Raw genomic sequence first — 26143 nt, forward strand, 5'->3', positions numbered from 1 at the left:
ATACAACTTAAATTTTTTCTTCAAACGGAACTAAGGTCACACAGTTCCGTTTTTTCTTTGATACGTAGAGCGCCTTGTCGGCAAAGGAGAGCATGTCTGAAACAATTCCGTCTCCGAATGTTCCGCCAAAGCTCATTGTTAACTTTACATCAGGGTAATCTTGCAGTTTAATTTTTTCTGCCCGAGCGCGCATCTGTTCAAGTCTGTTTCTCAGTACTTCATGAGTAATACCCTTGAACGAGATTAAAAATTCGTCGCCACCATAACGTACTACACGGTCCAAATTACGAACAGATGAATTCAGTATCGATGCAACGGCAGCAAGGGCGGCATCACCACACTGGTGGCCGTAATTGTCATTAACATCTTTGAAAAAGTCAATATCAGCCATTACGACGGCTTGACTATTACGCGATGATAGTTTATCATCAAAATACTTGCGGTTCATCACTTGAGTCAACGAATCCCTGTAGATTTTATCGTTTATTTCCGTGATTTCGTTATTTTTGTCGGTGAAACCGAACACAGTTGTTTCTTCGCCGGTTCGCACAATTTTCATTTCAACATAATGGCCGACTTCGTTGTGAAATATTTTTGACAAACTATTGCCAACTGGCAAGTATTCCTTAATATAGGACTCATCAGCCACTTCTCGGATACTTTTTCGATCCTCTTCGTGTACAGCCGTATTGATAAGTTTTTCAACAAGGATCTTGAACGGAGGCGGTTCTTTCATGAAACCAAGAGCACTTTTGATTCGATCGCTTGTGCGGAAAAATTCCACCTTTTCTGTGACAAAATCAACTCCGACTACAGAGGCGTATCCGTTCATGAGCGCATTGATCATATTTTGTTGTTTGCGGTTCTGCTCCAAGAGCTCTTTCTCTTGTTCCAGCTTTGTCATTTGCGCATTCACGTTTTCGACAACGTACAGGACTCGACGTAGTGGCTTGTCATCACCAACGCGTACAAACATAGCCTTACTCCAACCGTGAATTTTTCCGTGAAAAATTTCGGAAATAACATTTGCATTCTTCATGCGTTCCGACAATGTTGAAAGGATCGTAAAATTCCTGATGGTTGAAACGCTTTCTGGGCATGCAAGGTTCACCATGATATTGGTAATACTATCCTGTAGGGTGCTGCCGCATTTCATGAACTTATCGATGAATTCGTTGGTCTTGATAGGAAACGCTGTATTATTCTCAAGATCAAGTACATGCATTGAAATGTACAGTTCAGATGTGGCGTAAGTTATAGCTGTGAAAAACTCCGCAGAGTCCACAGGAAAGTCCGCGATAAACTTTTTGCAATCACCCATATCAGTTACCAAGAAAAGTCATTACTCCCGTTACTAGCAAAAATATATTCATTTCAATGAAAAAATAAAGACCTTTTTTCTAAATTGTGGCGCGTAAAAGAAGGCTCTTATGGATTACTACAGTTTAAAAATGCGAGCCTCGCAGCATGTTGGCGAAGGCGAAAACTCCCATGAACAGCATATTTCCGGTGCTGAACGTATTGTTGGTCGTGATTCCGTGGAAGCTGTGTGTGCGGCGATGGTGCGCCGTGCGATGAATCATTCCAAAGGCGACCCGGATTTTATCAATGTGAAAATTGAAAAGGTTCACGAAAGCGATATTCAGGTCTTGAAATCGCTCCCTGTAACGCGCGTGGATGTGGAAACGTGGCAGGAAGGGTTGGAAAAGGCGTTTGAGTTGGTTGGTGAAGCCGCCGCCGGCATTCGCGAAAAACTTCCTGAACTCTTGCGCGAGACGTTCCCGATGCGTGGGGCGATGCTTTATGACATTGCAACGGGAAACCGCTTGGAACCTGATAAAGAACGCGGTGTCCGTGCGACGTATATGGATGCGCTTCATTCGAGCGAAGTCGATGGCTGCAAGAACCATTTTAACGAAGCGATCGTCCTTGCGACCAAGGTGGCGAATGCACCGGGTATGGTGGCGGAATTCTGCGTGAGCGATGACCCAAATTATGTGACGGGCTATGTTGCGAGCAAGGAACTCGGTTACGTTCGCATTATGAAGATGAAGGAAATGGGCGACGAAAACGGAGGCCGCATTTTCTTGTTTGATTCTCGAAAAGCCTCCGCCGAAGAATGCATCGAGTACTTGCAGAAAAAGAAAGTACTCGTGGAAATTCAGAAGTAAAAAATGAACGAACGAATTTTAGACTTTTTCACGAAAGATGCGCTTGAAGCGGCGCGTGCGAACAATACGTACCGCACGTTGCGTCACATTTCGTCGCCAGAAGCATCACATGTGACGATTGCGGGTAAGGATACGGTTTTGCTCGCTTCGAATTCTTACTTGGATTTGGCGAACGTTCCTGAACTCAAGCAGGCGATGGCGGATGCGGTCCTTGAATGGGGAACGGGGAGCGGTGGCGCTCGCCTCACGACCGGCAACAAGACTCCGCACGATGAACTCGAAGAGTTTATTGCAAAGTTCAAAGGCGAAGAGGCGGCTATCGCGTTCAATACGGGCTACATGGCGAACGTGGGAACGATTTCTGCGTTGTGTGGCAAGAACGATTTTATTTTCAGCGACGAACTGAACCACGCAAGCATCATTGATGGCATTCGCCTGTCGCGCGCAAAATGCTTTGTGTATAAGCACAATGACATGGCGGATTTGGAACGCGCGATTGAGGCAGCCAAGGCTGAATTCTTTGCACAAAGCGCATCGGCAAGCGCCGCTTTAAATGATGCGGGAAATGCGAAACAAGTTGCGCGGCCTTTCCGCGGGCTCATTGTGACGGATGCTGTTTTCAGCATGGATGGCGATTTGGCGAATTTGCCGGAACTCTTGCGGATTGCGAAAGCGCATGGCGTGTTGCTCATGATTGATGAGGCGCATGCCACGGGCGTCCTTGGGCGCACGGGGCGTGGACTTGCGGAACATTACAATTGTGAACATGCCGATGTGACCGTCGGAACTTTGAGCAAGGCCGTGGCCGCCGAAGGCGGCTTTGTCGCCGGTTCCAAGCAGTTGATTGAATTCTTGAAAAACAAGTCTCGCAGTTTCATTTTCACGACAGCGATGGCCCCTGCGGTAGCGGCGGCTGCACTCCGCAATTTGCAGTTCATTGATGCGCATCCGGAACGTGTTCAGCAATTGCGTGACAACGTGAAATTCTTTTGCGATGCTTTGCGCTTGCATGGGTTGCAAGTTCCGCAGACGGAATCGGCGATTATCCCGATTATCATTGGGGATGAGGCAAAGGCTTTGCGGATTTCGGAAACACTCCAGAATGAGGGCGTCTTGATTCCTGCAATCCGTTATCCGACGGTTGCAAAAGGGCAGGCACGTTTACGCGCAAGCCTCATGGCAACGCATACAAAAGAAGAACTTCAAACTGCCGCGACAGCAATTGCTCAAATCATAAAATCAACGAACTAGTATCTCATTTGAAACTTTAATCGTCATTCTCGACCCTGGAGTGCGTAGCACGATAGGGGAGGGAATCCAGTGAAAATCCCGTCGCAAATGTAGAACGAGAAATAATGGTTCCCCTACGCTTTCGCTTCGAGGATGACAGCTCAGGATGACAAAGTAAGGTAAATATGTGTCAAAAAAATCTCTCGTCTCTAATCTCTCGTCTAAACACAAAGGTTATTTCGTTACGGCGACGGGTACGGATGTCGGTAAAACTTTTATCACGGCTCTTTTGGTAAAAAAATGGCGTGACTCCGGCATTGACGCGGGCTATTACAAGGCGGCTCTTAGTGGTGCTGAACTCCGTGATGGCAAGTGGATTGCGGGCGACGCTGATTACGTCAAGCGCATTGCAAATCTCCCGGACTCGCAAGAACAGCTCGTCAGTTACGTTTACAAAGAGGCTGTTTCGCCGCATCTGGCCGCACAAAAAGAAGGCAATCCCGTTGAACTTTCGAAAGTTCAGGCGGACTTTAACGCAGCCTGCTCCCGCCACGAATTCATCTTTGCCGAAGGTAGCGGGGGAATCATTTGCCCCATCCGCTATGATGACCAGAAAATTTTCCTCGAAGATATCATCAAGACGCTCAAGCTTCCGCTGCTTATCGTAACGAAGGCTGCGCTCGGCTCCATCAACGCTTGCGTGCTCACTATAGAATACGCTCGTAGTCGCGGCCTAGATATCCGTGGAATTATCGTGAACCGTTACGGCTGTAGCGGCAATTTTGAAATGGAAGATGACAATATCCGCATGATGCAGGACTTGACGGGGCTTAAAATTCTTGCAAAAGTCAAGGACGGCGACACCGATTTAGGCGTCGATACGTTTTAACAAAAAATTCCGACACAAAGCCGGAATGACAAGCAAGGAAATCAAGCGAGAGACAGCTTGCAGACTCGCATTTGATTTTCGCAGCTGTCAAGCCTCGAAGAAGAATAACGCAAGGAAGGCGGATGCATAATCCGCCTTAATATTTTATAAGGGAAATTATTCGAGTTTTACACAACGGACGGACAGGCCGTATGTTTTTTCATCGCCATTATCAGCGCCTACTCCGTAAGCACCCGACATAGCAATATATGCAAAATGAGCATATATCGAACGATCATAGTCATCTTCTAACGGATAAAACCAATAAGCAACTTCTTCCAGTCTACTAAACTTGCCATTTTTTTCTCTTTTTCCCGCACCAACAAGGGAAAAACCTGTAGTATTGTAGCCACTAAAGCGGTATCCAGAACGCAGTCCTGCAATACCATGTTCTTCATTGCCATCTGCATTTTCTATAATTTTGTAATCATCATAAGTCATTAACCGCCAACCTTCCGGGCAAATTCCTCGATGATTCTCTTGTATTAATTCGGCGCAACTTTCAGTATTGCAACGGCTCGGCAGTTGCATCATTTCCGCCCACTGGTAAAGGCCCCCGAATTCATCACAATACGTTGTATCATTATTATAGCAATAGCGTTCTATTTCGCCATCATCATTCTGATCATTTTCGCCAAGAACCATCTTACCAATATTCAAATTTTCAGCCATGACGGTAACAGTATCCTCAGTCCAAATGGCTTTACCATTAGCACCCATTTCTTTAAAGACACGCCCTGGAATAGTGATATAATAATAGCTTCGCCCATTACGAGGATCAACAAAAGTCTTATAGCGATTTTCACCGATTTCCCAATCTGCAGCATGCGTCTTTGAATGATCAAACGGAACATATTCGCTGCTGGAGGACTCAACTTTTTTACTTGAGCTAGATGCAGGAGCGACAGAAGATGACGAGACAATCTTTTGGCTAGAACTGGATGGATCCCCTTCGCTACGCTTCGAGGATGACGAGACGATCTTTGCAGATGACGAAGAGGACGTTGCCTTCGCCGATGAAGAGGAAACCTTCGAGGAACTGCTACTTGACCGTTTACTGTTACTGGATCCTTCGTGGCTATCGCCGCTCTGGATGACGGAACTGCTGCTCCGGATGACACTAGACGATGACGACTTCTTAACGCTGGAACTAGATGGCGATCCCGGAACGGAATCCTGGATGACATCAGAAGGGGAAGTACCGCTGTCGCCGCCACAAGCAGCAAGAGCTACGGAAAGGATTATGGACGCAATAATGCTATACTTGAAATTTCTCATTCTAAACCTCGTCCATATACCCAATTGCGCTGCAATATAGATAAATAAAGATGCTTTATCACCTGTCATGCGTAAAATAGGAATCTTCCCTTGCTTTTTTGCTAAAAATAATGTATAATAATTACCAAATCGTGATTTACTAAATCGTGATTTGGTAAATTGCAAAACGAAGGGTAGAATATGTTCATTGGCAGAAAACAGGAATTGCAATTTCTTGAAGACCGATACGCAAGCAAAGGCGGACAATTGGTCGTGCTTTACGGACGCCGGCGCGTAGGTAAAACGGAAACACTTCATGAATTTTGCAAAGATAAGCCGCACGTGTTCTACTCATGCCGAGAAGTGTCCGACAAATTGCAGTTACGCAGCTTTTCTTCGAAGATGTTGCAAGAAAAAATTCCTGCGGCGAAATATATCTCCGAATTTGACGACTGGGAAGCGGCTATTGGCGCGGTCTCGGAGTTGCCCTACGGCAAACGTAAAAAACTGCTGATTATCGATGAATTCCCTTACATGTGCAAGTTCAACAGCAGCGTTCCATCTGTTTTACAAAACCTTTGGGATGAACGCCTGAAAGACGAGAACATCATGATAGTCCTGTGCGGCAGCGCAATGAGTTTTATCGAAAAGGAATTGCTAGCCGAGAAAAATCCGCTTTATGGAAGGGCTACGGGAATATTCAAGATGGAACCTATGGGATTTTACGATGCAACGCAGTTTTTCCCAAAATATTCCGCCCGTGACAAGATTATCGCCTACTCTATTCTTGGCGGAATTCCGCATTATTTGCGACAATTCGATTCGGACTTGTCTCTTGAAGAAAACATCAAGCGAAATATTCTTACTAAGGGATGCGCACTTTATAGCGAGGTAGAATTTTTGCTTCGACAGGAATTACGAGAAACAATTCTCTACAATTCCATCATTGAATCCATTGCACTTGGGGCAACCAAGTTGAATGACATCAGCAAGAAATCGCTTATAGATGACACCTCAAAAACAAGCGTTTATCTAAAAAACTTGATAGAACTTTCTATCGTAAAACGTGAATTTTCTGTCGATGACGGCATAAAGGAAGTCGGAAATCGGAATCGCGGACTTTACCGCTTGACGGACAATTTTTTCCGTTTCTGGTACGCTTTTGTATTTACCAACTATTCCGATTTGGAAAGCGGAGATGTCGACGGCGTTTTTGAACATGTCGTTAAGCCATCTCTGCACGAGTTTGCATCTTTATCTTTTGAAGATGTTTGTCGTGAATTCATCCAAGAAAAGCAGAAATCAGGACTGTTGCCGTTCCGTTATAAGCGGATGGGACGCTGGTGGGGCAAAACTACTGTACGCCGTGGCGATGATACAGAAGTTCAAGAAACGGAAATGGACCTGCTTGCGATATCTGCAGATAAGGATAAGTATCTTGTAGGTGAATGCAAGTTCAAGGGCAAGCCGTTTACCTACGGTGATTTTCTCGATACGATGGTAAAGCTTTCTTCGCAAAAGGAAAAAGCAGAATTTTACTATTACCTTTTTTCAGAATCAGGCTTTGTGGAAAAACTTAGCGACGAGGCTCGCAAGAATCACAATATCCATCTTGTAAATCTTGATGATATCGTAAAGCTAAAGTAAGGAAGGCGACAGCGATTTAGGCGTAGCGGTATTTTAGAGTAACGAAAAAGAACTCCCACCCATGGGAGTTCTTTATTTTTCTAAACTCATTAATGAGTTTTATTCAATTTTTGTACATCTAACCGAGAAGCCGTTAGCCTTCAATTCTCGATGATTTTTAGAAACAGGATTTTCATTTAAAGCAGAGATTAAACCATGATGAGCACGGATTTCCTTATCTTCTTCATATTCTTCTGGGCGGAACCACGCAGCAAATCCATCTATTTTTTCAAATTCGCCATCTACGTTTCTCAGACCAGCACCAATTAAGGAGAATCCACTTGTATTTTTTCCTTGAAAACACTGCGAACGAAGGCCTTTTACTCCATCGCCGTATTGATCGTTATAATCTCTAATTATCTCGTAATCATTCCAAGTAAACAAGCGCCAACCATCCGGACAAATACCTTGATGTTTACGCCTTATATAATCAGAACAACTTTCTGTATTGCAACGGCTAGGCAACTGCATCATTTCGGCCCACTGGTACAAGCCACCATACTTGTCACAATTCGTGGTATCGTTATTGTAGCAATAGCGTTCAATCTTCGTATCGTCATTTTGTTCATTTTCACCAAGAACCATTTCACCGATATTCAGATTTTCAGCCATAACGGTCACCTTTTCCCCAGTCTTTGAAGAAACTGCGGTATAGTAGTAGTAACTACGGCCATTACGCGGGTCGGTAAACTGTTTGTAAACGTCCTTCTCTATATTCCAGTTCCACGCCAAGCAAGTACTATGGTCATAAGGAACATACTCGCTACTGGAGGATACATTTTTACTTGAGCTCGACGCTGGAGATACAGAAGACGACGAGGCTATCTTTTGGCTAGAACTAGATTCTACTTTTTTGCTAGAAGATGAAGGGAGATTCCCGCTCGAGGCGGGAATGACAGAGGAAGAAGAGGACACGGCTTTAACAGACGAAGAGGACGTTGCCTTCGCCGATGAAGAGGACACTTTCGAGGAACTGCTACTTGTCATGCCGGACGGAGCCTGTCCTGAGCTTGACGAATGGGTTCCGGCATCGCCTTTTTTACTGCTACTTGAAGGGCGATTCCCGCTTGAAGCGGGAATGACAGAAGAAGAGGAGACCTTTTCAGAAGACGATGATGACTTTTCCACATCATCATTTGCGGAAGTACCGCTGTCGCCGCCACAAGCGGCAAGAGCTATGGATAGGATTATGGACGCAATAATGCTATACTTGAAATTTCTCATTCTAAACCTCGTCCATATACCCAACTTTTTTATTGAAACAATTTAGCAAAATTTCTATCTTTGCGATAGTCAGTTCGAGACCCATCCTGACTCTAAACAAAACTAGGAGACTTTATGAAAGACGCTTTGCTGGTCTTGTCCGGTGGAATGGACAGTGTGACCTTGCTCTACGACCGCGCCGCGGATATTGCGCTTGCCGTTTCGTTTGATTACGGCAGCAACCATAACGACAAAGAAATTCCTTTTGCGCGCATGCATTGCGAAAAGCTCGGGATTCCGCACATTACGATTCCGCTCAAGTTCATGCACGATTACTTTACGTCGTCGCTCCTTTCGGGTGCAGATGCTATCCCAGAAGGGACTTACGCCGACGAAAACATGAAATCGACGGTGGTGCCGTTCCGCAATGGCATTATGCTTTCTGTGGCGGCAGGGCTTGCCGAAAGCCGTGACCTCAAGCGCGTCATGATGGCGAACCACTTTGGCGACCATGCGATTTACCCGGACTGCCGCGAAGAATTCGTGAAGAATATGTCGGCAGCGATTTCTGCAGGCACGTACGCAAACATCACGATTGACGCTCCGTACACGAACATTTCCAAGGCGGATATCGCACGCAAGGGTAAGGCGATTGGCTTGGACTACAGCGAAACTTGGTCTTGTTACAAGGGCGGCAAAATCCATTGCGGCAAGTGCGCAACCTGCCTGGAACGCAAGGCTGCTCTCGCCGAAGCGGGCATCAACGACACAACGGAATACGAGGCTTAATATGTACAGAGTTATCAAGCGTATTGAAATTTCTGGGGCTCACAAGCTCTCGCTCCCGTACGAAAGCAAGTGCCGCGGCCTGCATGGCCATAACTGGATTATCACGGTGTTCTGCCAGTCCGAAACGCTCGACGAGAACGGCATGGTGGTCGATTTCTCGCACATCAAGGAAATTGTGAAGGGTAAGCTCGATCACCAGTTCTTGAACGATGTGGTGGACTTTAATCCGACGGCGGAGAACATGGCTCGCTGGATTTGCGAACAGGTGCCGTATTGCTACAAGGTGCAGGTTCAGGAAAGCGAAGGCAATACCGTCGAGTACGAAGTGTAAGGGCGCGGGCTCTTATGAAAGTTTGCGAAATATTTAAGAGTATCGAGGGCGAAGGGATTCGCATGGGGCAGTCGGCGGTGTTCGTACGTCTGCACGGTTGCAATTTGCGCTGTAGCTACTGCGATTCAATGTATGCGGTCGAAGGTCCCGACTTTAAGCTGATGAGCGTGGGGGAGGTCCTTGCGGCGGTTGAAGCGTATCGCAACGAATCCGGTGTCAAGTGCGTCACGCTCACGGGTGGCGAACCGCTGATTCACGAAAACGTGGGCGAGCTGCTTACCGCATTCTGTGAAGCAGGCTTTGAAGTCAACATCGAAACAAACGGCACGGTCCCTTGCAAATGGCAGTTACCAGGGCTCTTCTACACGATGGACTGGAAATGCAAAAGCAGCGGCATGTCGGCCCGAATGAAGATGGAAAATATCATTTCACTCGGCAAAAATGACGTGCTCAAGTTCGTTGTCGGGAGTGTAGAAGATTTGCTGGAAGCGGAAGGCGTTGTCGCGCGACTCTCGCTAACATCTCCAGATAATATGCCGCACATCTTTATTTCGCCGGTATGGGGCGAACTCACCAACGAGCAAATTGTCAATTGGATGGTGGGTTGCAAGGTGATGACGCAAAACAACGCTCGCTTCCAAGTGCAACTGCACAAAATTGTGTGGGATCCCGACATGCGCGGGGTATAGCGCGGGCGCTTCTTGCAAAGCGATTGCTAATCGAGATAAATAACTTCGCCGATAAGCGGCATGAGCAAAGGCTTGCCAGATTCCTTGGCGGCCTTTTTCGCATTTTCGAGAGGCTCGTAATACGGATGCTTGCTCAGGCAGAACTTGGAATGGTGAACTGTCAAATAACGCTTCGCGCCTAGCTCAAGCATTTCGCGCCCCAAGAATTCCGGCATCGTATGGACTTGCGCCCAATCCGGATTGTATTGCCCGTTTTCAAGAATCCCTAAATCAATGTTCGGGAAGTTTGCCTTGATTTTCGAGTAGTGCGAACCGTATCCGCCATCTCCGCCTATCCAAATTGTACGTTTGGGCGATTCATAGACGAACGAAGCCCAGAACGTCTTGTTCTTGTGCAAATCTCGGCCCGAGAAATGCCTTGCAGGCGTTGCCGTAATGCGGGTGCTGTCGCCAAGTTGCGCTTTTTCCCACCAGTCGAGTTCGATAAGCTTACTCACGGGATAGTGCCAGTATTCCAGATGCGAGCCTACGCCAAGTGCGGTCACGACCTTCTTGACGCGCGGTTCCAACTCCGTGACAGTCTCGTAATCCAAGTGATCCCAATGGTCGTGAGTAATAACCAGGTAATCGATATCCGGCATGTCGGCGGGCTTGTAAATATCCGTACCCTTGAACATCTTATTGGCAAACTTGACGGGGGAGCCCTTGTAAAACACCGGGTCCACCAATATTTTCTTGCCTGAAAGGTTTACGAGGTACGATGAATGCCCGAACCAAACAATCCAATCCTTGTCATTCGGGAGCTTTCTTAAATCCGTCTTGATGGCATGCAAAGCCGTGTCGGGGACGGTGTTCTTCTTTTTGTTGAACATGAATTCACGCCAGACAGTGAGCGTACTCTTGTTGCCTGTCATGAATTCTGTTTCTTCGTCGTTCACGAACTGCTTGCCATCGTAGTGCGGGGACTTTTTGACGCGCTCAAGGCGCTTACCCTGCGGGAGCTTGCCAAAGCTCTCCTGGCTTAAAAACAGGACGCCTGCATCGCCCAAAATGAAAAGGACTGTTAAAATGATTGTTGTGATCATATTATCTCATATTGATACGCTTGCATTCGTGTCCGACTTTGACGATGTAAGAGCCCGATGTAGGGACTTTTACACGCGTGTTGCCGCTGCTCAAGCTACCGATAGAAAGAACTTGCCCCTTCATGTCCATAATGGCATATTGCTTTGTTGCGTTTGAGTTGTTCTCCAAAGAAATTTCGATTTCATGCGGTGCAACGGCGTTTACTCGGAAAGCCTTGCTTGCAACAATTCGCTTTGTAGAAATTTTAGTGCTTGACGGAATTGTGAGCTGTATGGTTCTGCTTTCTGAACCTATTTTTACAATGAGGTAGTATTTGCCAGCAGGGAAGACTTCGGCGAGCTTGTTCTCGTTGGTGATTGGCCTGGACGAGTTGGTCACATCGATGCCGCCATTTGCCTGTACCGGATTGGCCTCAAAATCAGCTTCGCTGATGAGTGTCTTGGTCGGGTCTTTTCCGGTTGAATCCGTCGTGAACAAGTAGGAAATCTTTACGTCGTCGGTAGAGTCGTTGCAGCAAGGAATGGGGTATGTATCGATCAACTTTTGCCCTAGGAACATGTTAGTCTTGATGGTGAAGTTACTCATGGTCGTTCTGCGGTCACAGAAGTAAATGTCTAGGTCGTATACTTTTCCGACGATTCCGTTCGGCATAAATTTATCCACATCGACATATCCCGGAGCCGGCAAGTGCATACCTCCGATGTCAACGGCGAGCTTGTTGTCGATGAAAGCCCAAATGTCGTCGTCTCCGCTCAAGCTGAACTTTAAACCGTGTCTAAAGCTGAATCTTGTGTGGATTTCGGCGCAGAAATGTTGGTTGCGTCCGGCACCGGTGAGGATTCTGCTGTCGTCGTCGGTTTTGCCGTCAGTGGAAATCCAGCGGTGAGAGCCGCCTTGGGTACTGTTAAGCAGTGTTTCTGTATGTTCTTTATACTTGGGCCATCCTCTAGGTGTGCCGAACGTTTCGCAAGACCAGCCCCAGCCTGTTTCGTACCAGGTGATGCCGAGGGCTTCGGAAACTTGGATGCCTACGTCGGTCATTCCTGCTCCAGCCCATAACTCGCTTCCACTGAGGAAGAGACCTTCGCAATCGATGCCACCGCTCCAGCCAGGACCATTGCAAATCAAATCGCTTTTCATGAATCCTTCTTTTTCATCAACGGTGCGGAAACCGAGCGGTGATTTCGAAGCGCTATTGCTGGGATTGTCGGGGCAGAAGAATGTCGGTCCTTCTGCTAAGCGCTTGCTCTCGGCGGCGGGCAATCGTTCGGAGAGCATTGCTGAAGCTTCGGGGGCGTTTTCTGCGGGATAGAACCCACCCCTGACGGGAGCGCCCGGGCTTTGGTAAGAATCGGAACTGAAATTCCACATGCCGTTAAGGTTGCGCATGAAGGGGATTTTAACAATGTATTTTTCGTTGATTCCCTTTGTGGCGGTAAACATGGATTTGAATGCTTCATCGGCTTGAGCGCCAAAGCAGCTTTTGCCTTTTTTCGTAAGCTTCATATTCTTGGAGCCGGTCGCGGAGTCAATCGAAAGCATCGATTCTACCATGCCCGTTGTTATGCCGAGGCAGGGGACGGGGTCGGTCGCACCTGCGGTTATGGGGTACTTGGCAGCGGCATCGAAGCAAACATTGGCTTTGCCAAGGTCGGTGCCTTCGGTGGCCATGGACCAGTTAGGGTTGCAAGTGAATGCTCCGTGCAATGTCGCGTCGGTGTCATAAATCCATGCGGCGAGCTCAAATTCGCACTTGCCGCTGATGTTGGGTCGGAGGGATGACCAGCCCTTTGTGTCGCTGGGAATTCCCGAAGCCATCTCTTCGTCGGCGATGAAATAGAGAGTGTCGCTTTCGAAAAAAGAGTACATTCCGTCCATCATAATTGGAGTCGGTGCGGATGGGTTCGTTTCCCAGGCACCGTTTATACCGATGGCGTTGGCGAGCTGTTCGTCGTCGTCGCGGTGGACAACTGCTGATTTTGGCAAAGGCTCGTCGATGTATATCCTGTAAAACCATCCGCAAGCGTCATCGCTGGGGTATAACTTGTGATCTTTGCCGTCTTCATTGATGAGCGGAGTGGATTGCAGCCAGGCTTCATTTTGCGGCGGAAGCACAAAGAACTTTTTAATACTAGGCTTTGCGTTGGTGATGTAAAGCTGGTCTGCTTTCATGGGATCCGGATGTTCCTGGATCCAGACTTCAGCATTGTTCTTGTCGCTAAAGGATTCGCAGGTAAACCCTTCGCTTCTTGGGGCGTATGTGGACCTGTTGGCTCCTTTAGCCGTTATACATTGATACGATGAGTAGCAAGGGACATTTTTAGAACTGCTGAAGTAAAATGTGCTATCGTCATTAATGCTTAAGTCGGCGAAGGCAATTGTAGTCCATCTTTCTTTGTCAGCCTTGGGAGTTTCTATTATAGTGTCGCCCATGTCAATGTAAGCGCGTTCCCAGTAGTCTGGCAGCTTGAAGTGGACTGTCGGTGAACATGGGGTCTTGTCGGATTTACGAATCAAGTTCGCCCAAGCAGTAGATGATGTTAGTGCGATAACGGTCGTTAAAGTAAATTTTAACGATTTCAAAATTCCTCCTTATTGATAAACTGCTATTAATGCAACTTTACTAATAAAGTTATATAAAATATTTGATATTTTCAACAAAAAAGATCGTTTGGTGATTTTTATAAAAATTCTATCCAGATGTGCAGGTCTGTTATATATTACAAGGTGAAGCCGTTCTTGAAAGGGTGGTGCTCTCCCGGAACGGGGTCTGGGATGAAAAGAGGCGGGCATGACTGGTTTAAAACATCCTACGCTCTAAAACCTACCTCCTATCACCTAAAAACATTGACCAATAACCATATTTTTTGCTATCTTGTAGCGCGTTCGAAATATCTCGAAATCTAACACGTTAAACCAATAGGAGCTCATAATGAGTCTTACTCTTAACGATATCAAGCACCCGAAAATCAGTACTTGGGTGAATGAAATGATTGCCATGTGCGAACCGGACAACGTCGTCGTCGTTGATGGTTCTCAGGAAGAATATGATGCCCTCATGCAGAAGTGCGTCAAGGCCGGCCTCGCAACGAAGCTTGCCAAGAAGGAAAACTGCTACTTGTTCCGTTCTCTTCCGTCTGACGTGGCTCGCGTCGAATCCCGTACGTTCATCTCCTCCGTCAAGGAAGAAGATGCAGGTCCGACCAACCACTGGATCGACCCGTCTGAACTCAAGCAGACGATGCGTAAGCTCTACAAGGGTTGTATGCACGGCCGTACCATGTACGTGATTCCGTTCTGCATGGGCCCGCTCGGCTCCCCGATTTCCAAGAACGGTATCGAAGTCACTGACTCCGAATACGTCGTTCTCAACATGGACATCATGACTCGCGCTGGCAAGAAGGTTCTCGATATCTTCAACGCTGACGTGAACGCTGAATTCGTTCCGTGCCTCCACTCCGTTGGTAAGCCGCTCCGCGAATGCGAAAGCGACAACGGCATCTGGCCGTGCGCTGACGTTGAATACAAGTACATCACGCAGTTCCCGGAAGAACGCCTCATTTGGTCCTACGGTTCCGGTTACGGTGGAAACGCCCTCCTCGGCAAGAAGTGCTTTGCTCTCCGCATTGCTACCGTTCTCGCTCGCGACGAAGGCTGGCTCGCTGAACACATGCTCATCCTCAAGCTCACCAACCCGAAGGGCGAAGTCAAGTACGTGACTGGCGCATTCCCGTCTGCTTGCGGTAAGACGAACCTCGCCATGCTCATCCCGACTATCCCGGGCTGGAAGGTCGAAACCATCGGTGACGACATTGCATGGATGAAGTTTGGCAAGGATGGCCGTCTTTATGCTATCAACCCGGAAGCTGGCTTCTTCGGCGTTGCCCCGGGTACTTCTGCAGAATCCAACAAGAACGCTCTTGTTTCTGCTGAAAAGAACACGATCTACACGAACTGCGCTCTCACTGAAGACGGCGACGTGTGGTGGGAAGGCATCGGCTACCCGGCTAAGGGCAAGCTCGTTGACTGGAAGGGCAAGACCCGTGACGCTCTCCCGAAGGACAAGGCTCCGAAGGGCGAAGAAATGGCTCACCCGAACGCTCGCTTCACCGCTCCGGCTAAGCAGTGCCCGTGCATTGCTAAGGAATGGGAAGATCCGGCAGGCGTTCCTATCTCTGCAATCCTCTTCGGTGGCCGTCGTCCGTCCACCATTCCTCTGGTCCACCAGTCCCTCAGCTGGAACCACGGCGTGTTCCTCGGCTCCATCGTGGGTTCCGAAATCACGGCTGCCTCTACGATTGACGCCTCTCAGGTCGGTAAGATCCGTCGCGACCCGTTCGCAATCCTCCCGTTCTGCGGCTACAACATGGGTGACTACTTCAAGCACTGGATCGAAATCGGTCAGAAGTCCACTGAAGACAAGCTTCCGAAGATCTTCTACGTGAACTGGTTCCGCAAGGATGCCAACAACGAAAAGCTTCCGGGTGGCTTCATGTGGCCGGGTTACGGCGACAACAGCCGCGTGCTCGCTTGGATCTTCGACCGCTGCAACGGTGTTGACAACGCTGTCGAAACTCCGATCGGTTACATGCCGAAGGAAGGCGCCATCAATACTGATGGTCTCGCTGACTACTATAAGGAAACTCTCCCGCAGATCACGAAGGTTGACGTGGAAGGCTGGAAGAAGGAACTCGCTGACGTTAAGGAAAATCACTATCCGAAGTTCGGCAAGCACCTCCCGAAGGAACTCTCTGAAATCATCGACATGATCCAGGATCGCCTCAATAAGGCTTAATTGTTCCCTTTAGGAACTTTAAAATCCTCGTTACCCCAAAGGTAGCGGGGATTTTTATTTTGTGTTTATTTTTTTTAACAAGTTGGCTATGAAATAAACTATATTTACGTTATGGTAAATAAAATATTCTTCTTTATCTTAATTGCAATTTCAGTCTCATTGGCAGATTTCTACTACAACTTCACACCAACCGAGACGGGGAATCAACAAGCAGCATCAACGCAAATAGCCAAATGTTCGGATAACTTAGCGCAACTTTCACTACAAAAGAGAAATCTGGCAAAGAAATTTGGCGAATGCACTGAAAAATATTCGCATTATTCAATCTCCATCCTCTTTTTCACGGTGGCAGAAGGCGAATCGGGTCAGATTGAAGAACAAAGGTGCTTTAGAGAGTACATGGACACATTGAAGACCCTTGTGACATGCCTCAAGACAAACCATCCGAATACATCTTTTTACTCTACAGACGAGAAAAACTCTTACCTGTTTTACTGGGCTGCAAAAGAAGACGACCTGAAAGCATTAGCCTTCAATGAACTGCTATCGTACATAACTCATTATAAAGAAGTTCAGGAATCTGAAGCCGGGTTTAACGTTCTTGACCAGTTCAACACATATGACGAAGAACTCGCTTTGCGCCATGTTTCAGCAGAATACATCGAAAGAAAACTAGCCGAATTGAACGGCTCTCGCGAAGATAAAGATGTGCTGAGACTTTTTTTCAAGTACCTTAAAGCTAAATATGATTACCATTACCGCTGCAGCATCAAGCCTGCTATAAGGTGCGATACAAGCTGGCTTGGCGAAGACAAGAATGCATTCTTGAAGAAATATCCGGAATCGGAATATCGTGGCTTTGTCGAAACACAGATGCCAGGCTTTGCTGATAGAACCGCCGAAGAAAAGAGACAAGCAAAAGAAGAAAACAAGCTCATCAAGCAACAAATCCGAGAACAGGAAATTGCCAAGAAAATCGCAGAACGCGATGTCTGGGTAGCATTGACGGGTATTGCGATGTTCGGTATACCTTCGACATCCACTTCAGGCTTTGACGACAACTTTGATGTTTCGAACGCTTTTGGAATTGCGCTACGAGCAAGCTACCGTAGGGCATTTTTCCAATACCAGTATAACTTTTCTATCGGCGATAACAACAAGGGTGGCTCCATTTCGGAAAAGTCTTACTCTCTGATGGCAGGAGCCGCAATAGGCCCTAAAAAGAAGTTTACCGTCGATATTCTGTTCGGTATCATGTATGTCGATGTCTACCCAAAAAGCAATGACATGCCTGCCGCTATTCTCGATGATGAATCCTGGACATTTGCCGTACAAGGGAACTACTATTTTCCGATTTCGGATTCCTGGGACATTACCGCATTTGCCCAAGCCCGCATGAATTTTGTCGAAAACTATTGCAGGGATAGCTATTGGAATTACGATCCTCGTGGTTACGGTTATTATTGCAATGACCCAAACAGGAACGACGATAAAGCAGAAACCGAAAGATTCTGGGACGGAATTCAATGGACATTAAGCATTGGTGTTGGCATTCGATTCTGGAAACCGAAGCCGGCATCTTGGTACTAAGGAGGTTGTATGAAGTTTAGAGCATGTTTAGTTGCAGTATTCTCGCTTTTGCTAGTCAGCTGTGGCGGCAAGCGTTTGGCGGTAGATCCGCAATGGAAAACCCCGCCCAAGAATTTTACGATTCTTGTTTCAGAACCTTACGTTGCAAATTCCGACGATGTCACGGATGACTTTGGCGATGAGGACTCATTTAAGCAATGGTTGCTTGCATATATGGATAGCGCATTTTCTTCGTACACAGAAGTGCCTCATACGGTAATGCAAGCCAAAGACGAAACCTTTATCATGAGCCAAGCCCCTCTTGAAGATGGCTATATCGCTATCCCGTTGCCAGAGAAAGAAAAGATCGAGGAAATAAGCGGTATTGTCGTTTCCATCCATCCAATCCGCTTTTGGAGAGACACCGACATTTGCCATAACCGAAACGGCTGCATAGGCAACAACAACCTTAATCTACAAGTGATGTACAGTATCGTTTCTGTGGATGATACAAAAGTGTTAGCTTATGGCGGAGCTTACGACAAGAGCTCTTTCACTTTTGCCATGACAAAGGGCGACTGGGAAAGTGTCGTAAAGGGGGTTGCTAAAAAAGTCATTAAAGAAACGCCTCTTGAAAAATAATCCAAAAAGGAATTAAAAAAGTGCCGCTGCTTAACGTCGCGGCACTTTGAGTATGTTATTGGTTACGATTTATTCTATATATTTCTTGATGAGGCGGACCATCAAATCGGCGAGTTTTTCCACTTCGTAATCGCCGACGGAAGCCTCGATGTGCTTGTTTCCGATGCCGCTATCGTTAGTGAGGAATACGTATGTGCCGCCCGTCGCAAGCTCAAAGAATCTCAGCATAAATTCAGTGTCCTTATCCACGCCGCTTGCAGCCACCGGGATAATCTTGATGCCGTTCTGGGCAAAGAGTGCAATGGATTTTTGCAGGCTTTCGATGACGTTGTCCTTATGGTGCGCAGGGGCGTCAAGAATTAAGAAAGCAATACGTGCACGAGCCGATTCGTTCCAGGAAAGTTTTTGCAAGGCTGCTTCAAGTGCATAGTCAACAGCTTCGGGATAGTCGCCACCACCGCCTGCTTTCTGTTTAGCGACAAATTCCTGAGTCGTAGAAACGTTATCTGAAAAATCATCGTATCGGGTGATGTATTCGTCTTGGAGATCGCGGTAGAACAATGCTGCAGTGCGCAAAGCGATGTTGTTGCCCGAACTAGCGTGGTCGATAATGTAATTGAGGTCCGAAATGAGGAAGCGGATTTCATCGGTCATGGAGCCCGTAGCATCCACGATGAACGCGATATCGGCTTTTGCCGCGGCCTGTTGGGCGTCGGCACTTACGACAACGTTAAGATTAACTTGTTCATCGCCCTGCAAGGTGAACTTGAGCGGTTCGATATAGCTTGCTCCATTGACGTTGAGCGAATAATCTTCAGCAACAATTTCGCCATTATCATTGGCAAAGAGGCTTTGCCAGCAGTAAGCGAACCCGGCATTATCCGTCTTTGTGGTAAATAGCACGGTGCCACCCTTAAGGAGTTCCACGGGGACGTTTGCAATAGCAGAGTTATTGCCATCGACAACTTGTACCGCCACAAGATTCTTGGGGTAGAATTTCCAGTAACTCGTTTTTTCGTAATACTTGTTTTCGTTGAGGAGCCCGCTCCAGAACTTCCAATTGTCGAGATCGTTCCATTCACCAGCCGTGAGCAAACCCGATGTTCTGTTGTTTGTGCCACCAAGGCCTCCCGCACCGCTCGTTCCGCCGACACCACCAGCGCCCCCTGGAGATCCGCCTGTTACGCTAACGCCTCCGGCACCACCTGTTACGCCACCGGCACCGCCGCCTTTCGTAGAAGTGGTTGCATCAGAGAATCCACCGCCAAAGCCACCAGGAGCGCCCGCACCGCCTTCGTAGCTATCAGTAAGGGCAAATTCATAGTCACCAAAAGGCGTATCTGTGGTATTTGCCGCGCTGCTTTTGGGCGTAACACTTGAGGAACTTTCTGTTCCCGAGCTACTTTCAGCGGAGCTTTCTGTAGAACTTTCTGCAGAGCTTTCAATGCTAGAAGACATTGCAGAACTGCTTTCGGCTTTGGGACTATCGGCAGAGCTTTCGATACTTGAGCTTTCTGCACCGGAGCTTTCGATTCCCGCACTTACGGGAGTTTCGTCGATGCCCGCGGTACTCGCAAAATTAGCGCCATTATCGTCGCTACAAGCGGTACTCAATAGCGAAAACGCTATAACCGCCAACCATTTCTTTTTCATGTTAACACCTCCTTCTTGTTTTACACAACTTAAAATATAATTCAGCAACACAACAAAAATGTGTAAATTTTTGAAATATCGCTATTTCTGTTGAGAAAATTGTCAAAACATTTTCTATATGCAACAAAGCGTTTTATATAGGGGAGGAGAGCACCGCAAAAAAGAGAATTCCCATTAATATATATTTCATCACGAGGTTTACATGGGCAAGTTAATTAAAGTCAAGTGTGATTTTTCGAAAGTCTTAAACTTTGCAATGCAGCAGAATCGTGTTCCTGTCATCCGTTCATTGCAGATTGCCAACATATCAGAAAAACGTTTGGAAAAGATAACGGTTGAAATTTTTGCAAAACCGGAATTTTCAGCTCCAGCGAAATACACCTTTGAAAATCTCGACCCACAGGAATTGGCGGATATTACATCACCAGATGACCGGCAGACATTTTCGGAAGTGGTCGACTTGCATCTGGATCCCAATTTTTTCATGGGTATTACAGAACGCTTTGCAGGGCTCCTTGAAATTGTGGTATCCGTGAACTCGGTCGAAGTAGAACGGCTGACGCAAGAAATTAGTTTACTTGCCTATAATGAATGGGGTGGCGATTATGTCTTGCCCGAATTGCTTGCCGCCTACATTACACCGAATCATCCGCTTGTAGCACAGGTACTGCGCCGAGCATCGGAAAAGCTGAAATCGTGGACGGGTGATGGGGCATTATGTGGTTACCAGAGGAAAAGTGAAAATCATGTGCTAAAGCAGATGGCAGCCATTTTTGCAGCTCTAGAAGAGTTGGATATCCATTACTCCATGCCTCCGCAAGGCTTTGAAATTTCAGGACAGAAAATCAGAACTTGTGATGAAATTGCAACGCAAAAATTGGGAACTTGCCTAGACCTCTCGATTCTTTACGCCTCATGTTTGGAACAAGCGTGGCTCCACCCGATTATCGTTCTGACAAAGGACCACGCATTTGCAGGCTGTTGGCTTGTTGAAGAGACGTTTGCCAGTGCAGTCCAGGATGACCTAAGCCTTCTTTCAAAACGCGTCAGCAACGATGTCGGTGAAATTTGTCTTGTTGAATGTACTCTTTTTGCACAAGGAACACAGATTGATTTTGACAAAGCAGTCAACGAAGCGAAAAATCATCTTTTGAAAGAAAACTATTTTCAGTTTTTTATCGATGTAAAACAAGCCAGATTTGGCAATTCAATTCGCCCGATTCCGCAGAGAAAATATGATGCAGAAGGCAATTTGGAAAAACTGCCTGAAAATCAAGAAGAAAAGCTAGATGAAACGACGTGGAGCGCTCCCGAAGAAATCGAAATTGCAGAAAAAGACGAAAGCGAAGGTCCCGTAAAACACAGCAAGCAGAGAATTTGGCAAAACAAGCTCCTGAACATGACGCTCCGAAATTCACTTTTGAATTTCAAACCGACAGGCAAGTCCATTCAGCTGATTTGCAATGATTTGGGAATTTTGGAAGACGCCCTTACAGCAAAAGAGGAATTCAAGATTGTTGAATTTTTTGACGGACGGAAAAAGGAATTTGAAAACAACTTCATTTCCATCGCCAAAGACGATGATATCGATGAACTTCTGGATCATGAATTCCAGAACAAACGCCTTCGCACTTTCATGGGGAAGACGGAAACAGAAAATAAAATTCGTGCACTGTACCGCGCCGCAAGAGCCTGCCTAGAAGAAAACGGCTCCAACACGCTATACCTCGCACTTGGATTCCTAAAATGGTACGAAACGAAGGTCAGCGAAAAAGCTCTTTATGCTCCTCTTGTTTTGTTGCCTCTTGAAATTGTCCATAAATCGGCTGGACAAAACTTTATCATTCGCGAACGCGATGAAGAACCGCAATTCAACATTACGTTACTTGAGAAACTGCGTGGGGAATTCAATCTTGTCATAAACGGTCTTGATCCGTTGCCAATTGACGGGAGCGGTTTAGATATAAAGAAAATTTTCGCGACAGTCCGCCAAGCTATCAAAAACAAGAAGCGCTGGGATGTTGTAGATTACGCATTTATTGGACAGTTCTCGTTCTCGCAATATATCATGTGGAACGATATCAGACAACGTAGTGAAGAACTTTCCAAGAATAAGATTGTCAAGGGACTTATTGACGGAGTACTTCCAGAAACTCTGCCGGAACTTGTTGCATCAGAAACATTGGATGCATCGTTCAAGCCTTCGGACATGGCAATTCCGCTAAGCGCCGATTCTTCACAGATGGCGGCAATCTGTTCTGCTGCGAAAGGGTGTAGCTTTGTGCTGCATGGTCCTCCGGGAACCGGAAAATCGCAGACCATTACAAACATGATTGCAAATGCTTTGTTCAACGGAAAATCCGTGCTGTTTATTGCCGAGAAAATGGCGGCCCTTTCTGTTGTTCAAAACCGTCTTGAGAAGCAAGGACTTGGTGCTTTTTGTCTTGAGCTCCATTCCAATAAGGCAAACAAGTCTTCGGTCATGAAGCAACTGAATTCAGCATTGGAATTTGGGAAACGCCAAGCACCGAGCGAATACAAATCTGAAGCCGAAAATCTCCACAAGATGCGCGTCCATTTGAATAGCCTTATGGATAAAATCCACAAGGTTCGCGCTTCAGGATATTCCCTTTACGACGTCATTGGATTCTTCGAGGAACATCCGGAATTTGTCGGAGCAATTCCTGTCAAGAGCAATCTTGTAAAGAGCGCAGATTCCGCAAAATTGAAAGAATGGTTGGACGCTAGTGATCGTTTCAAAATCATGGGCGAACTTTGTGGAAATGTGTCTAGTCATCCGCTTTCAGATTGGAACTGTTGCCAATATTCCGAGACGGAGCGAGAAAACATTTCAAACTTCTTAGATCAACTTGAACATTGCGTCATCCACATTTCGGAAATCCTTTCGGAACTCAAACAAAAATTTACAACGCTGAATATTGATTCGCAAGATAAAGCCGAAGCGTTATCATCTTTATGTGATAATCTCGGAACAATCGATGCATTGCCATTGGGCGTTTTATTTAAGGGAAATTCTGACTTTGAAAATGCTTTGGCGGATGCCTGTAAAAATGGACGCCTGAGAAATGAAATTCAGGATAAAATAGATAACATATTTGAACCTGAAATCTATGACATCGATGCCGTCGCTTTACGCGGAGAATGGAAGGACGCATCTGCCAAATGGTTCATTCCGAAATTTTTCGGTCAGAGAAAAACAATTTCGGCACTTAGGCGTCTGGCGAAAAACCCGAAAATTGATAAAGACCACGTCGCCGAAATACTGGACAAATTGGTTGAATTCAAACGGCACTCAAAATCGATTGACGAATCCGCAGCAGTTCTTTCGAATGCCTATGGCAATTTCTGGAAATCGTACAAAAGCGACTGGAATCTTCTTGAACAACAATACGCTCTAGGCACGAAACAGTACGGAATAATAAGCCGCCTATACAATGATCCAAACGACATTAGCGCTGCATGCAAAGATATAGCAGACTTAGGAACATTCCGCGAAAGAAACAACAAAGTTCTTGCTGATTTTAAGCGAACCTATGAGGAAACGCAAAATCTATGGAGGTTCATTCGCACCTTAACAAACATGGAACGAGAAATTCCATTTGGCGATAATTGGACAACAGGGCTCCTAGAAAAAATCCGTTCATGGAAAGCCAACCTCCACGGATTGCGTGACTGGTGTAATTACAATGCCTGCAAAAAGACTCTCGCTGATTTAGGCATAAAATGCGTTTCTCGTGCGATTGAATCAGGACGAGTTGCAATTTCTGATGTGACGACTGCGTTTAGAACAAACGTTGCTTATCGACTGATAATCCTTTACATCGAAGAAGATTCTGAATTAGGCAACATCAACGCTAGCTTGATTGAACACGAAATCAAGCATTACAAGCAGTCCATCGAAAAATTTGCCGAGCTTACCCGTAAAGAACTTATTGCAAAACTTTCGGCGAATATTCCATCTTCTACAATGGTCGCGTCGTCATCTGAAATCGGCATTTTGAAGAGGAGCATCGCAAGCAAATGCAAGGGAAAATCCATACGCCAGTTGTTCGATTCAATCCCTACTTTACTACGCAAGCTGACCCCGTGCATGTTGATGAGCCCGATTTCTGTGGCGCAATATATCGGTCCGACATTCCCAAAATTTGACCTTGTCATTTTTGACGAAGCGTCCCAGCTACCGACTTGCGAAGCGGTTGGTGCGATTGCACGCGGAGAAAATCTCATCGTTGTCGGCGACCCCAAACAAATGCCCCCGACAAGCTTCTTCAAAAAGGGATATACTGACGAAGACAATCTAGACAAGGAAGACTTGGAAAGCATTTTGGACGATTGCTTGGCAATCTCTATGCCCGAAATGCACTTGCTTTGGCATTACCGTTCGAAAGACGAAAGCCTCATTGCTTTTAGTAACTACAAATACTATGACCATAAGTTATTTACGTTCCCGTCGCCAAGCGATATAAAAGGTTGCGTGAAGTTCATTCCGGTCAAGGGTACATACGATCGAAGCAAGACCCGCCAAAACCTCGCCGAAGCGAAACTAATAGTGGAAGAAATAATCAGACGCTTAAAAGACAAGTCCGAACGCAAAAAAAGCATCGGGGTCGTCACGTTTAGCGTTGTTCAGCAGAATCTCATTGATGACTTGCTCGATGATGAATTCTCCAAAAATCCGAAATTGGAAGAATGGTCGAAAACGTCTGGCGAGGAGATTTTCATCAAGAATCTGGAAAGCGTACAGGGTGATGAACGCGACGTGATTATTTTCTCTATTGGGTACGGACCGGACCATAATGGAAACGTGTCGCTCAATTTCGGACCGATCAACAATGCCGGCGGATGGCGTCGCTTGAACGTGGCGGTTTCCCGTTCGCGTTATGAAATGCTTGTGTATTCGACATTGCAGCCGGAACAGATTGACTTGAATAGGTCTTCGTCCGAAGGTGTCGCTGGACTCAAAGCGTTCTTGACTTATGCAAAATACGGCAAGAGGGCGCTCCCGGTATCGCATGTTGCAGGGGCAACGTCTGCGAAAGATTCCTTCAAAATTTCAATTGCAAATGAACTGAAAAAAATAGGCTATAACGTTGAACTGGATGTCGGTTGTTCGAAGTTTAAAATGGACTTGGCAATTGTACATCCCGAAAACGAAAAGAAGTTCATTTTGGGAATTCTTTGCGACGGGAAAAACTATAAGAAAGCCCGCACAGCAAAAGACAGAAACGTTTTACAACAAAGTATCCTAGAAACACTCGGATGGAACATTGTCCGCTTGTGGTCATTTGAATGGTTCTTGAACAGGGAACACCGCGACCGCATTGTGCAGGGAATAAAGCAAAAGATCGACCAAATCATCGAAAAGGAAAAGCAGCCCGTTTTAATTGATGATGTCGAAACAAGCCCAGTCGAAGAAACGGCGCTTCCGGCGGAAAACGCAAGTGGTGATATGGGGACTAATGTCTCCGATGAAACCACCGGGCTAAAAACATTCCAGTCGATATTCAAAACGTATCAGCTCGCAAATGTGGAGCACCCGCCCAAAGGTCGCGACATATATGATATGTCTTCTACAGAACTTCTGAAAAGTCAGATCGAGAAAATCGTAAGAGCGGAATCTCCAATCTCGTCTGCCGTACTCGACGCTCGTCTCTCGGATTTGTGGAATGCCAAGCGCACGCAAAAATTCATAAATCGCATACACGGTTTTTGTAAGTATCTCCATTTTGCCGAAAAGCAAGAAAATGGCAAGACTTTCTATTGGAACCCGGATAGCAAGGGACTCGTTGAATTTAGGAGACCTTCAGACGGATTCAAGCGCAATGTGGACGACATCCCCATGCAGGAGATTGCATTTGCAGTCAAGGCGATTGTCGATAGTCAAATAAGCATCGAGCTCGAAGAAATGGAACGATTGATTGCGAAAGTTTCAGGATTTACGAAATGCACTTCGCAAATGAAGGATGTCATCGACAGAGCCATCGAATGGGCTGCCATGATGAAATTTATTGCAAAGGACGGAAATCGCATTGCAATGATAAAGCAATAAAGTCATTATCATTGTCATTTTATCAAGACAAATTCGATTTTAGC

17 protein-coding genes are annotated in these 26143 nt (G+C 46.4%); 11 read left to right on the plus strand and 6 right to left on the minus strand.

Annotated elements, in window-relative coordinates:
• Positions 1-7 precede the first annotated feature (7 nt).
• On the minus strand, positions 8-1321 hold the full coding sequence (locus tag BUC30_RS07005) for a GGDEF domain-containing protein (protein ID WP_073424178.1): 1314 nt from the start codon (positions 1319-1321) through the stop codon (positions 8-10).
• Between the two features lie 109 nt (positions 1322-1430).
• Here BUC30_RS07005 and BUC30_RS07010 point away from each other — a divergent pair, with 109 nt between their 5' ends.
• The 3 genes from BUC30_RS07010 (at position 1431) to bioD (ending at position 4290) form a co-directional block, all read left to right on the plus strand.
• Positions 1431-2171 (plus strand): 6-carboxyhexanoate--CoA ligase, encoded by a 741-nt coding sequence (locus BUC30_RS07010; RefSeq protein ID WP_073424179.1) that lies wholly within the window; start codon positions 1431-1433, stop codon positions 2169-2171.
• Positions 2172-2174: 3 nt separating this feature from the next.
• A complete protein-coding gene (locus BUC30_RS07015) occupies positions 2175-3422 on the plus strand; it encodes an aminotransferase class I/II-fold pyridoxal phosphate-dependent enzyme (protein ID WP_073424180.1) in 1248 nt (415 codons plus the stop codon).
• 166 nt (positions 3423-3588) lie between these two features.
• On the plus strand, positions 3589-4290 hold the full coding sequence (gene bioD / locus BUC30_RS07020) for a dethiobiotin synthase (protein ID WP_073424181.1): 702 nt from the start codon (positions 3589-3591) through the stop codon (positions 4288-4290).
• Positions 4291-4446: 156 nt separating this feature from the next.
• Here bioD and BUC30_RS07025 read toward each other — a convergent pair whose 3' ends face one another.
• The gene (locus tag BUC30_RS07025; RefSeq protein WP_073424182.1) at positions 4447-5607 is read right to left on the minus strand and encodes a fibrobacter succinogenes major paralogous domain-containing protein; all 1161 of its coding nucleotides are present in this window, start codon (positions 5605-5607) and stop codon (positions 4447-4449) included.
• Positions 5608-5787: 180 nt separating this feature from the next.
• Between BUC30_RS07025 and BUC30_RS07030 the strand changes: the two genes are divergently transcribed.
• Positions 5788-7233 (plus strand): ATP-binding protein, encoded by a 1446-nt coding sequence (locus BUC30_RS07030; RefSeq protein WP_073424183.1) that lies wholly within the window; start codon positions 5788-5790, stop codon positions 7231-7233.
• Positions 7234-7332: 99 nt separating this feature from the next.
• On the opposite strand, the gene BUC30_RS15790 is transcribed toward BUC30_RS07030, so the two are convergent.
• Positions 7333-8496 (minus strand): FISUMP domain-containing protein, encoded by a 1164-nt coding sequence (locus tag BUC30_RS15790; RefSeq protein ID WP_083555609.1) that lies wholly within the window; start codon positions 8494-8496, stop codon positions 7333-7335.
• 114 nt (positions 8497-8610) lie between these two features.
• On the opposite strand from BUC30_RS15790, the gene queC reads away from it, so the two are divergent.
• The 3 genes from queC to BUC30_RS07055 are packed head-to-tail and all read left to right on the plus strand — an operon-like array spanning position 8611 to position 10284.
• A complete protein-coding gene (gene queC, locus BUC30_RS07045; RefSeq protein ID WP_073424186.1) occupies positions 8611-9264 on the plus strand; it encodes a 7-cyano-7-deazaguanine synthase QueC in 654 nt (217 codons plus the stop codon).
• A 1-nt stretch (position 9265) separates the two neighbouring features.
• On the plus strand, positions 9266-9595 hold the full coding sequence (queD, locus tag BUC30_RS07050; RefSeq protein ID WP_073424187.1) for a 6-carboxytetrahydropterin synthase QueD: 330 nt from the start codon (positions 9266-9268) through the stop codon (positions 9593-9595).
• 14 nt (positions 9596-9609) lie between these two features.
• Complete coding sequence (locus BUC30_RS07055; protein WP_073424188.1) at positions 9610-10284, plus strand: 7-carboxy-7-deazaguanine synthase QueE; 675 nt, start codon at positions 9610-9612, stop codon at positions 10282-10284.
• A 26-nt stretch (positions 10285-10310) separates the two neighbouring features.
• On the opposite strand, the gene BUC30_RS07060 is transcribed toward BUC30_RS07055, so the two are convergent.
• Together BUC30_RS07060 and BUC30_RS07065 are read right to left on the minus strand one after the other, a co-directional pair.
• Positions 10311-11369, minus strand: coding sequence for an MBL fold metallo-hydrolase (locus BUC30_RS07060; RefSeq protein ID WP_073424189.1), 1059 nt, complete (start codon positions 11367-11369; stop codon positions 10311-10313).
• A gap of 1 nt (position 11370) precedes the next feature.
• A complete protein-coding gene (locus BUC30_RS07065; protein WP_139260803.1) occupies positions 11371-13953 on the minus strand; it encodes a fibro-slime domain-containing protein in 2583 nt (860 codons plus the stop codon).
• Positions 13954-14302: 349 nt separating this feature from the next.
• Between BUC30_RS07065 and BUC30_RS07070 the strand changes: the two genes are divergently transcribed.
• From BUC30_RS07070 to BUC30_RS07080, 3 genes are all read left to right on the plus strand, one after another.
• Positions 14303-16165: a phosphoenolpyruvate carboxykinase (GTP) gene (locus BUC30_RS07070; protein ID WP_073424191.1), complete on the plus strand. Its 1863-nt coding sequence runs from the start codon at positions 14303-14305 to the stop codon at positions 16163-16165.
• Positions 16166-16564: 399 nt separating this feature from the next.
• Positions 16565-17755, plus strand: a complete 1191-nt coding sequence (locus BUC30_RS07075) for a TonB-dependent receptor (protein WP_073424192.1) — start codon at positions 16565-16567, stop codon at positions 17753-17755.
• Positions 17756-17764: 9 nt separating this feature from the next.
• Positions 17765-18376 carry a hypothetical protein gene (locus tag BUC30_RS07080; protein ID WP_073424193.1) on the plus strand — a complete coding sequence of 204 codons (612 nt, stop codon included), beginning with the start codon at positions 17765-17767 and terminating at the stop codon, positions 18374-18376.
• 69 nt (positions 18377-18445) lie between these two features.
• Here the strand turns inward: BUC30_RS07080 and BUC30_RS16430 are convergent, their stop codons facing one another.
• On the minus strand, positions 18446-20029 hold the full coding sequence (locus BUC30_RS16430; protein WP_073424194.1) for a vWA domain-containing protein: 1584 nt from the start codon (positions 20027-20029) through the stop codon (positions 18446-18448).
• 202 nt (positions 20030-20231) lie between these two features.
• On the opposite strand from BUC30_RS16430, the gene BUC30_RS07090 reads away from it, so the two are divergent.
• Positions 20232-26099 carry a DUF3320 domain-containing protein gene (locus BUC30_RS07090; RefSeq protein WP_073424195.1) on the plus strand — a complete coding sequence of 1956 codons (5868 nt, stop codon included), beginning with the start codon at positions 20232-20234 and terminating at the stop codon, positions 26097-26099.
• Positions 26100-26143 lie beyond the last annotated feature (44 nt).

The sequence above is a fragment of the Fibrobacter sp. UWB7 genome (assembly GCF_900142945.1).
Taxonomy (GTDB): domain Bacteria; phylum Fibrobacterota; class Fibrobacteria; order Fibrobacterales; family Fibrobacteraceae; genus Fibrobacter.

Excerpts from the sequence above, each read along its gene's own strand:
- BUC30_RS07070 (WP_073424191.1), top strand. The coding sequence starts at position 14,303 with ATGAGTCTTACTCTTAACGATATCAAGCACCCGAAAATCAGTACTTGG.
- BUC30_RS07060 (WP_073424189.1), bottom strand. The coding sequence starts at position 11,369 with ATGATCACAACAATCATTTTAACAGTCCTTTTCATTTTGGGCGATGCA.
- queC (WP_073424186.1), top strand. The coding sequence starts at position 8,611 with ATGAAAGACGCTTTGCTGGTCTTGTCCGGTGGAATGGACAGTGTGACC.
- BUC30_RS07075 (WP_073424192.1), top strand. The coding sequence starts at position 16,565 with ATGGACACATTGAAGACCCTTGTGACATGCCTCAAGACAAACCATCCG.
- BUC30_RS15790 (WP_083555609.1), bottom strand. The coding sequence starts at position 8,496 with ATGAGAAATTTCAAGTATAGCATTATTGCGTCCATAATCCTATCCATA.
- BUC30_RS07015 (WP_073424180.1), top strand. The coding sequence starts at position 2,175 with ATGAACGAACGAATTTTAGACTTTTTCACGAAAGATGCGCTTGAAGCG.
- BUC30_RS16430 (WP_073424194.1), bottom strand. The coding sequence starts at position 20,029 with ATGAAAAAGAAATGGTTGGCGGTTATAGCGTTTTCGCTATTGAGTACC.
- BUC30_RS07080 (WP_073424193.1), top strand. The coding sequence starts at position 17,765 with ATGAAGTTTAGAGCATGTTTAGTTGCAGTATTCTCGCTTTTGCTAGTC.
- queD (WP_073424187.1), top strand. The coding sequence starts at position 9,266 with ATGTACAGAGTTATCAAGCGTATTGAAATTTCTGGGGCTCACAAGCTC.
- BUC30_RS07090 (WP_073424195.1), top strand. The coding sequence starts at position 20,232 with ATGGGCAAGTTAATTAAAGTCAAGTGTGATTTTTCGAAAGTCTTAAAC.
- BUC30_RS07025 (WP_073424182.1), bottom strand. The coding sequence starts at position 5,607 with ATGAGAAATTTCAAGTATAGCATTATTGCGTCCATAATCCTTTCCGTA.
- BUC30_RS07030 (WP_073424183.1), top strand. The coding sequence starts at position 5,788 with ATGTTCATTGGCAGAAAACAGGAATTGCAATTTCTTGAAGACCGATAC.
- BUC30_RS07005 (WP_073424178.1), bottom strand. The coding sequence starts at position 1,321 with ATGGGTGATTGCAAAAAGTTTATCGCGGACTTTCCTGTGGACTCTGCG.
- BUC30_RS07010 (WP_073424179.1), top strand. The coding sequence starts at position 1,431 with ATGGATTACTACAGTTTAAAAATGCGAGCCTCGCAGCATGTTGGCGAA.
- BUC30_RS07055 (WP_073424188.1), top strand. The coding sequence starts at position 9,610 with ATGAAAGTTTGCGAAATATTTAAGAGTATCGAGGGCGAAGGGATTCGC.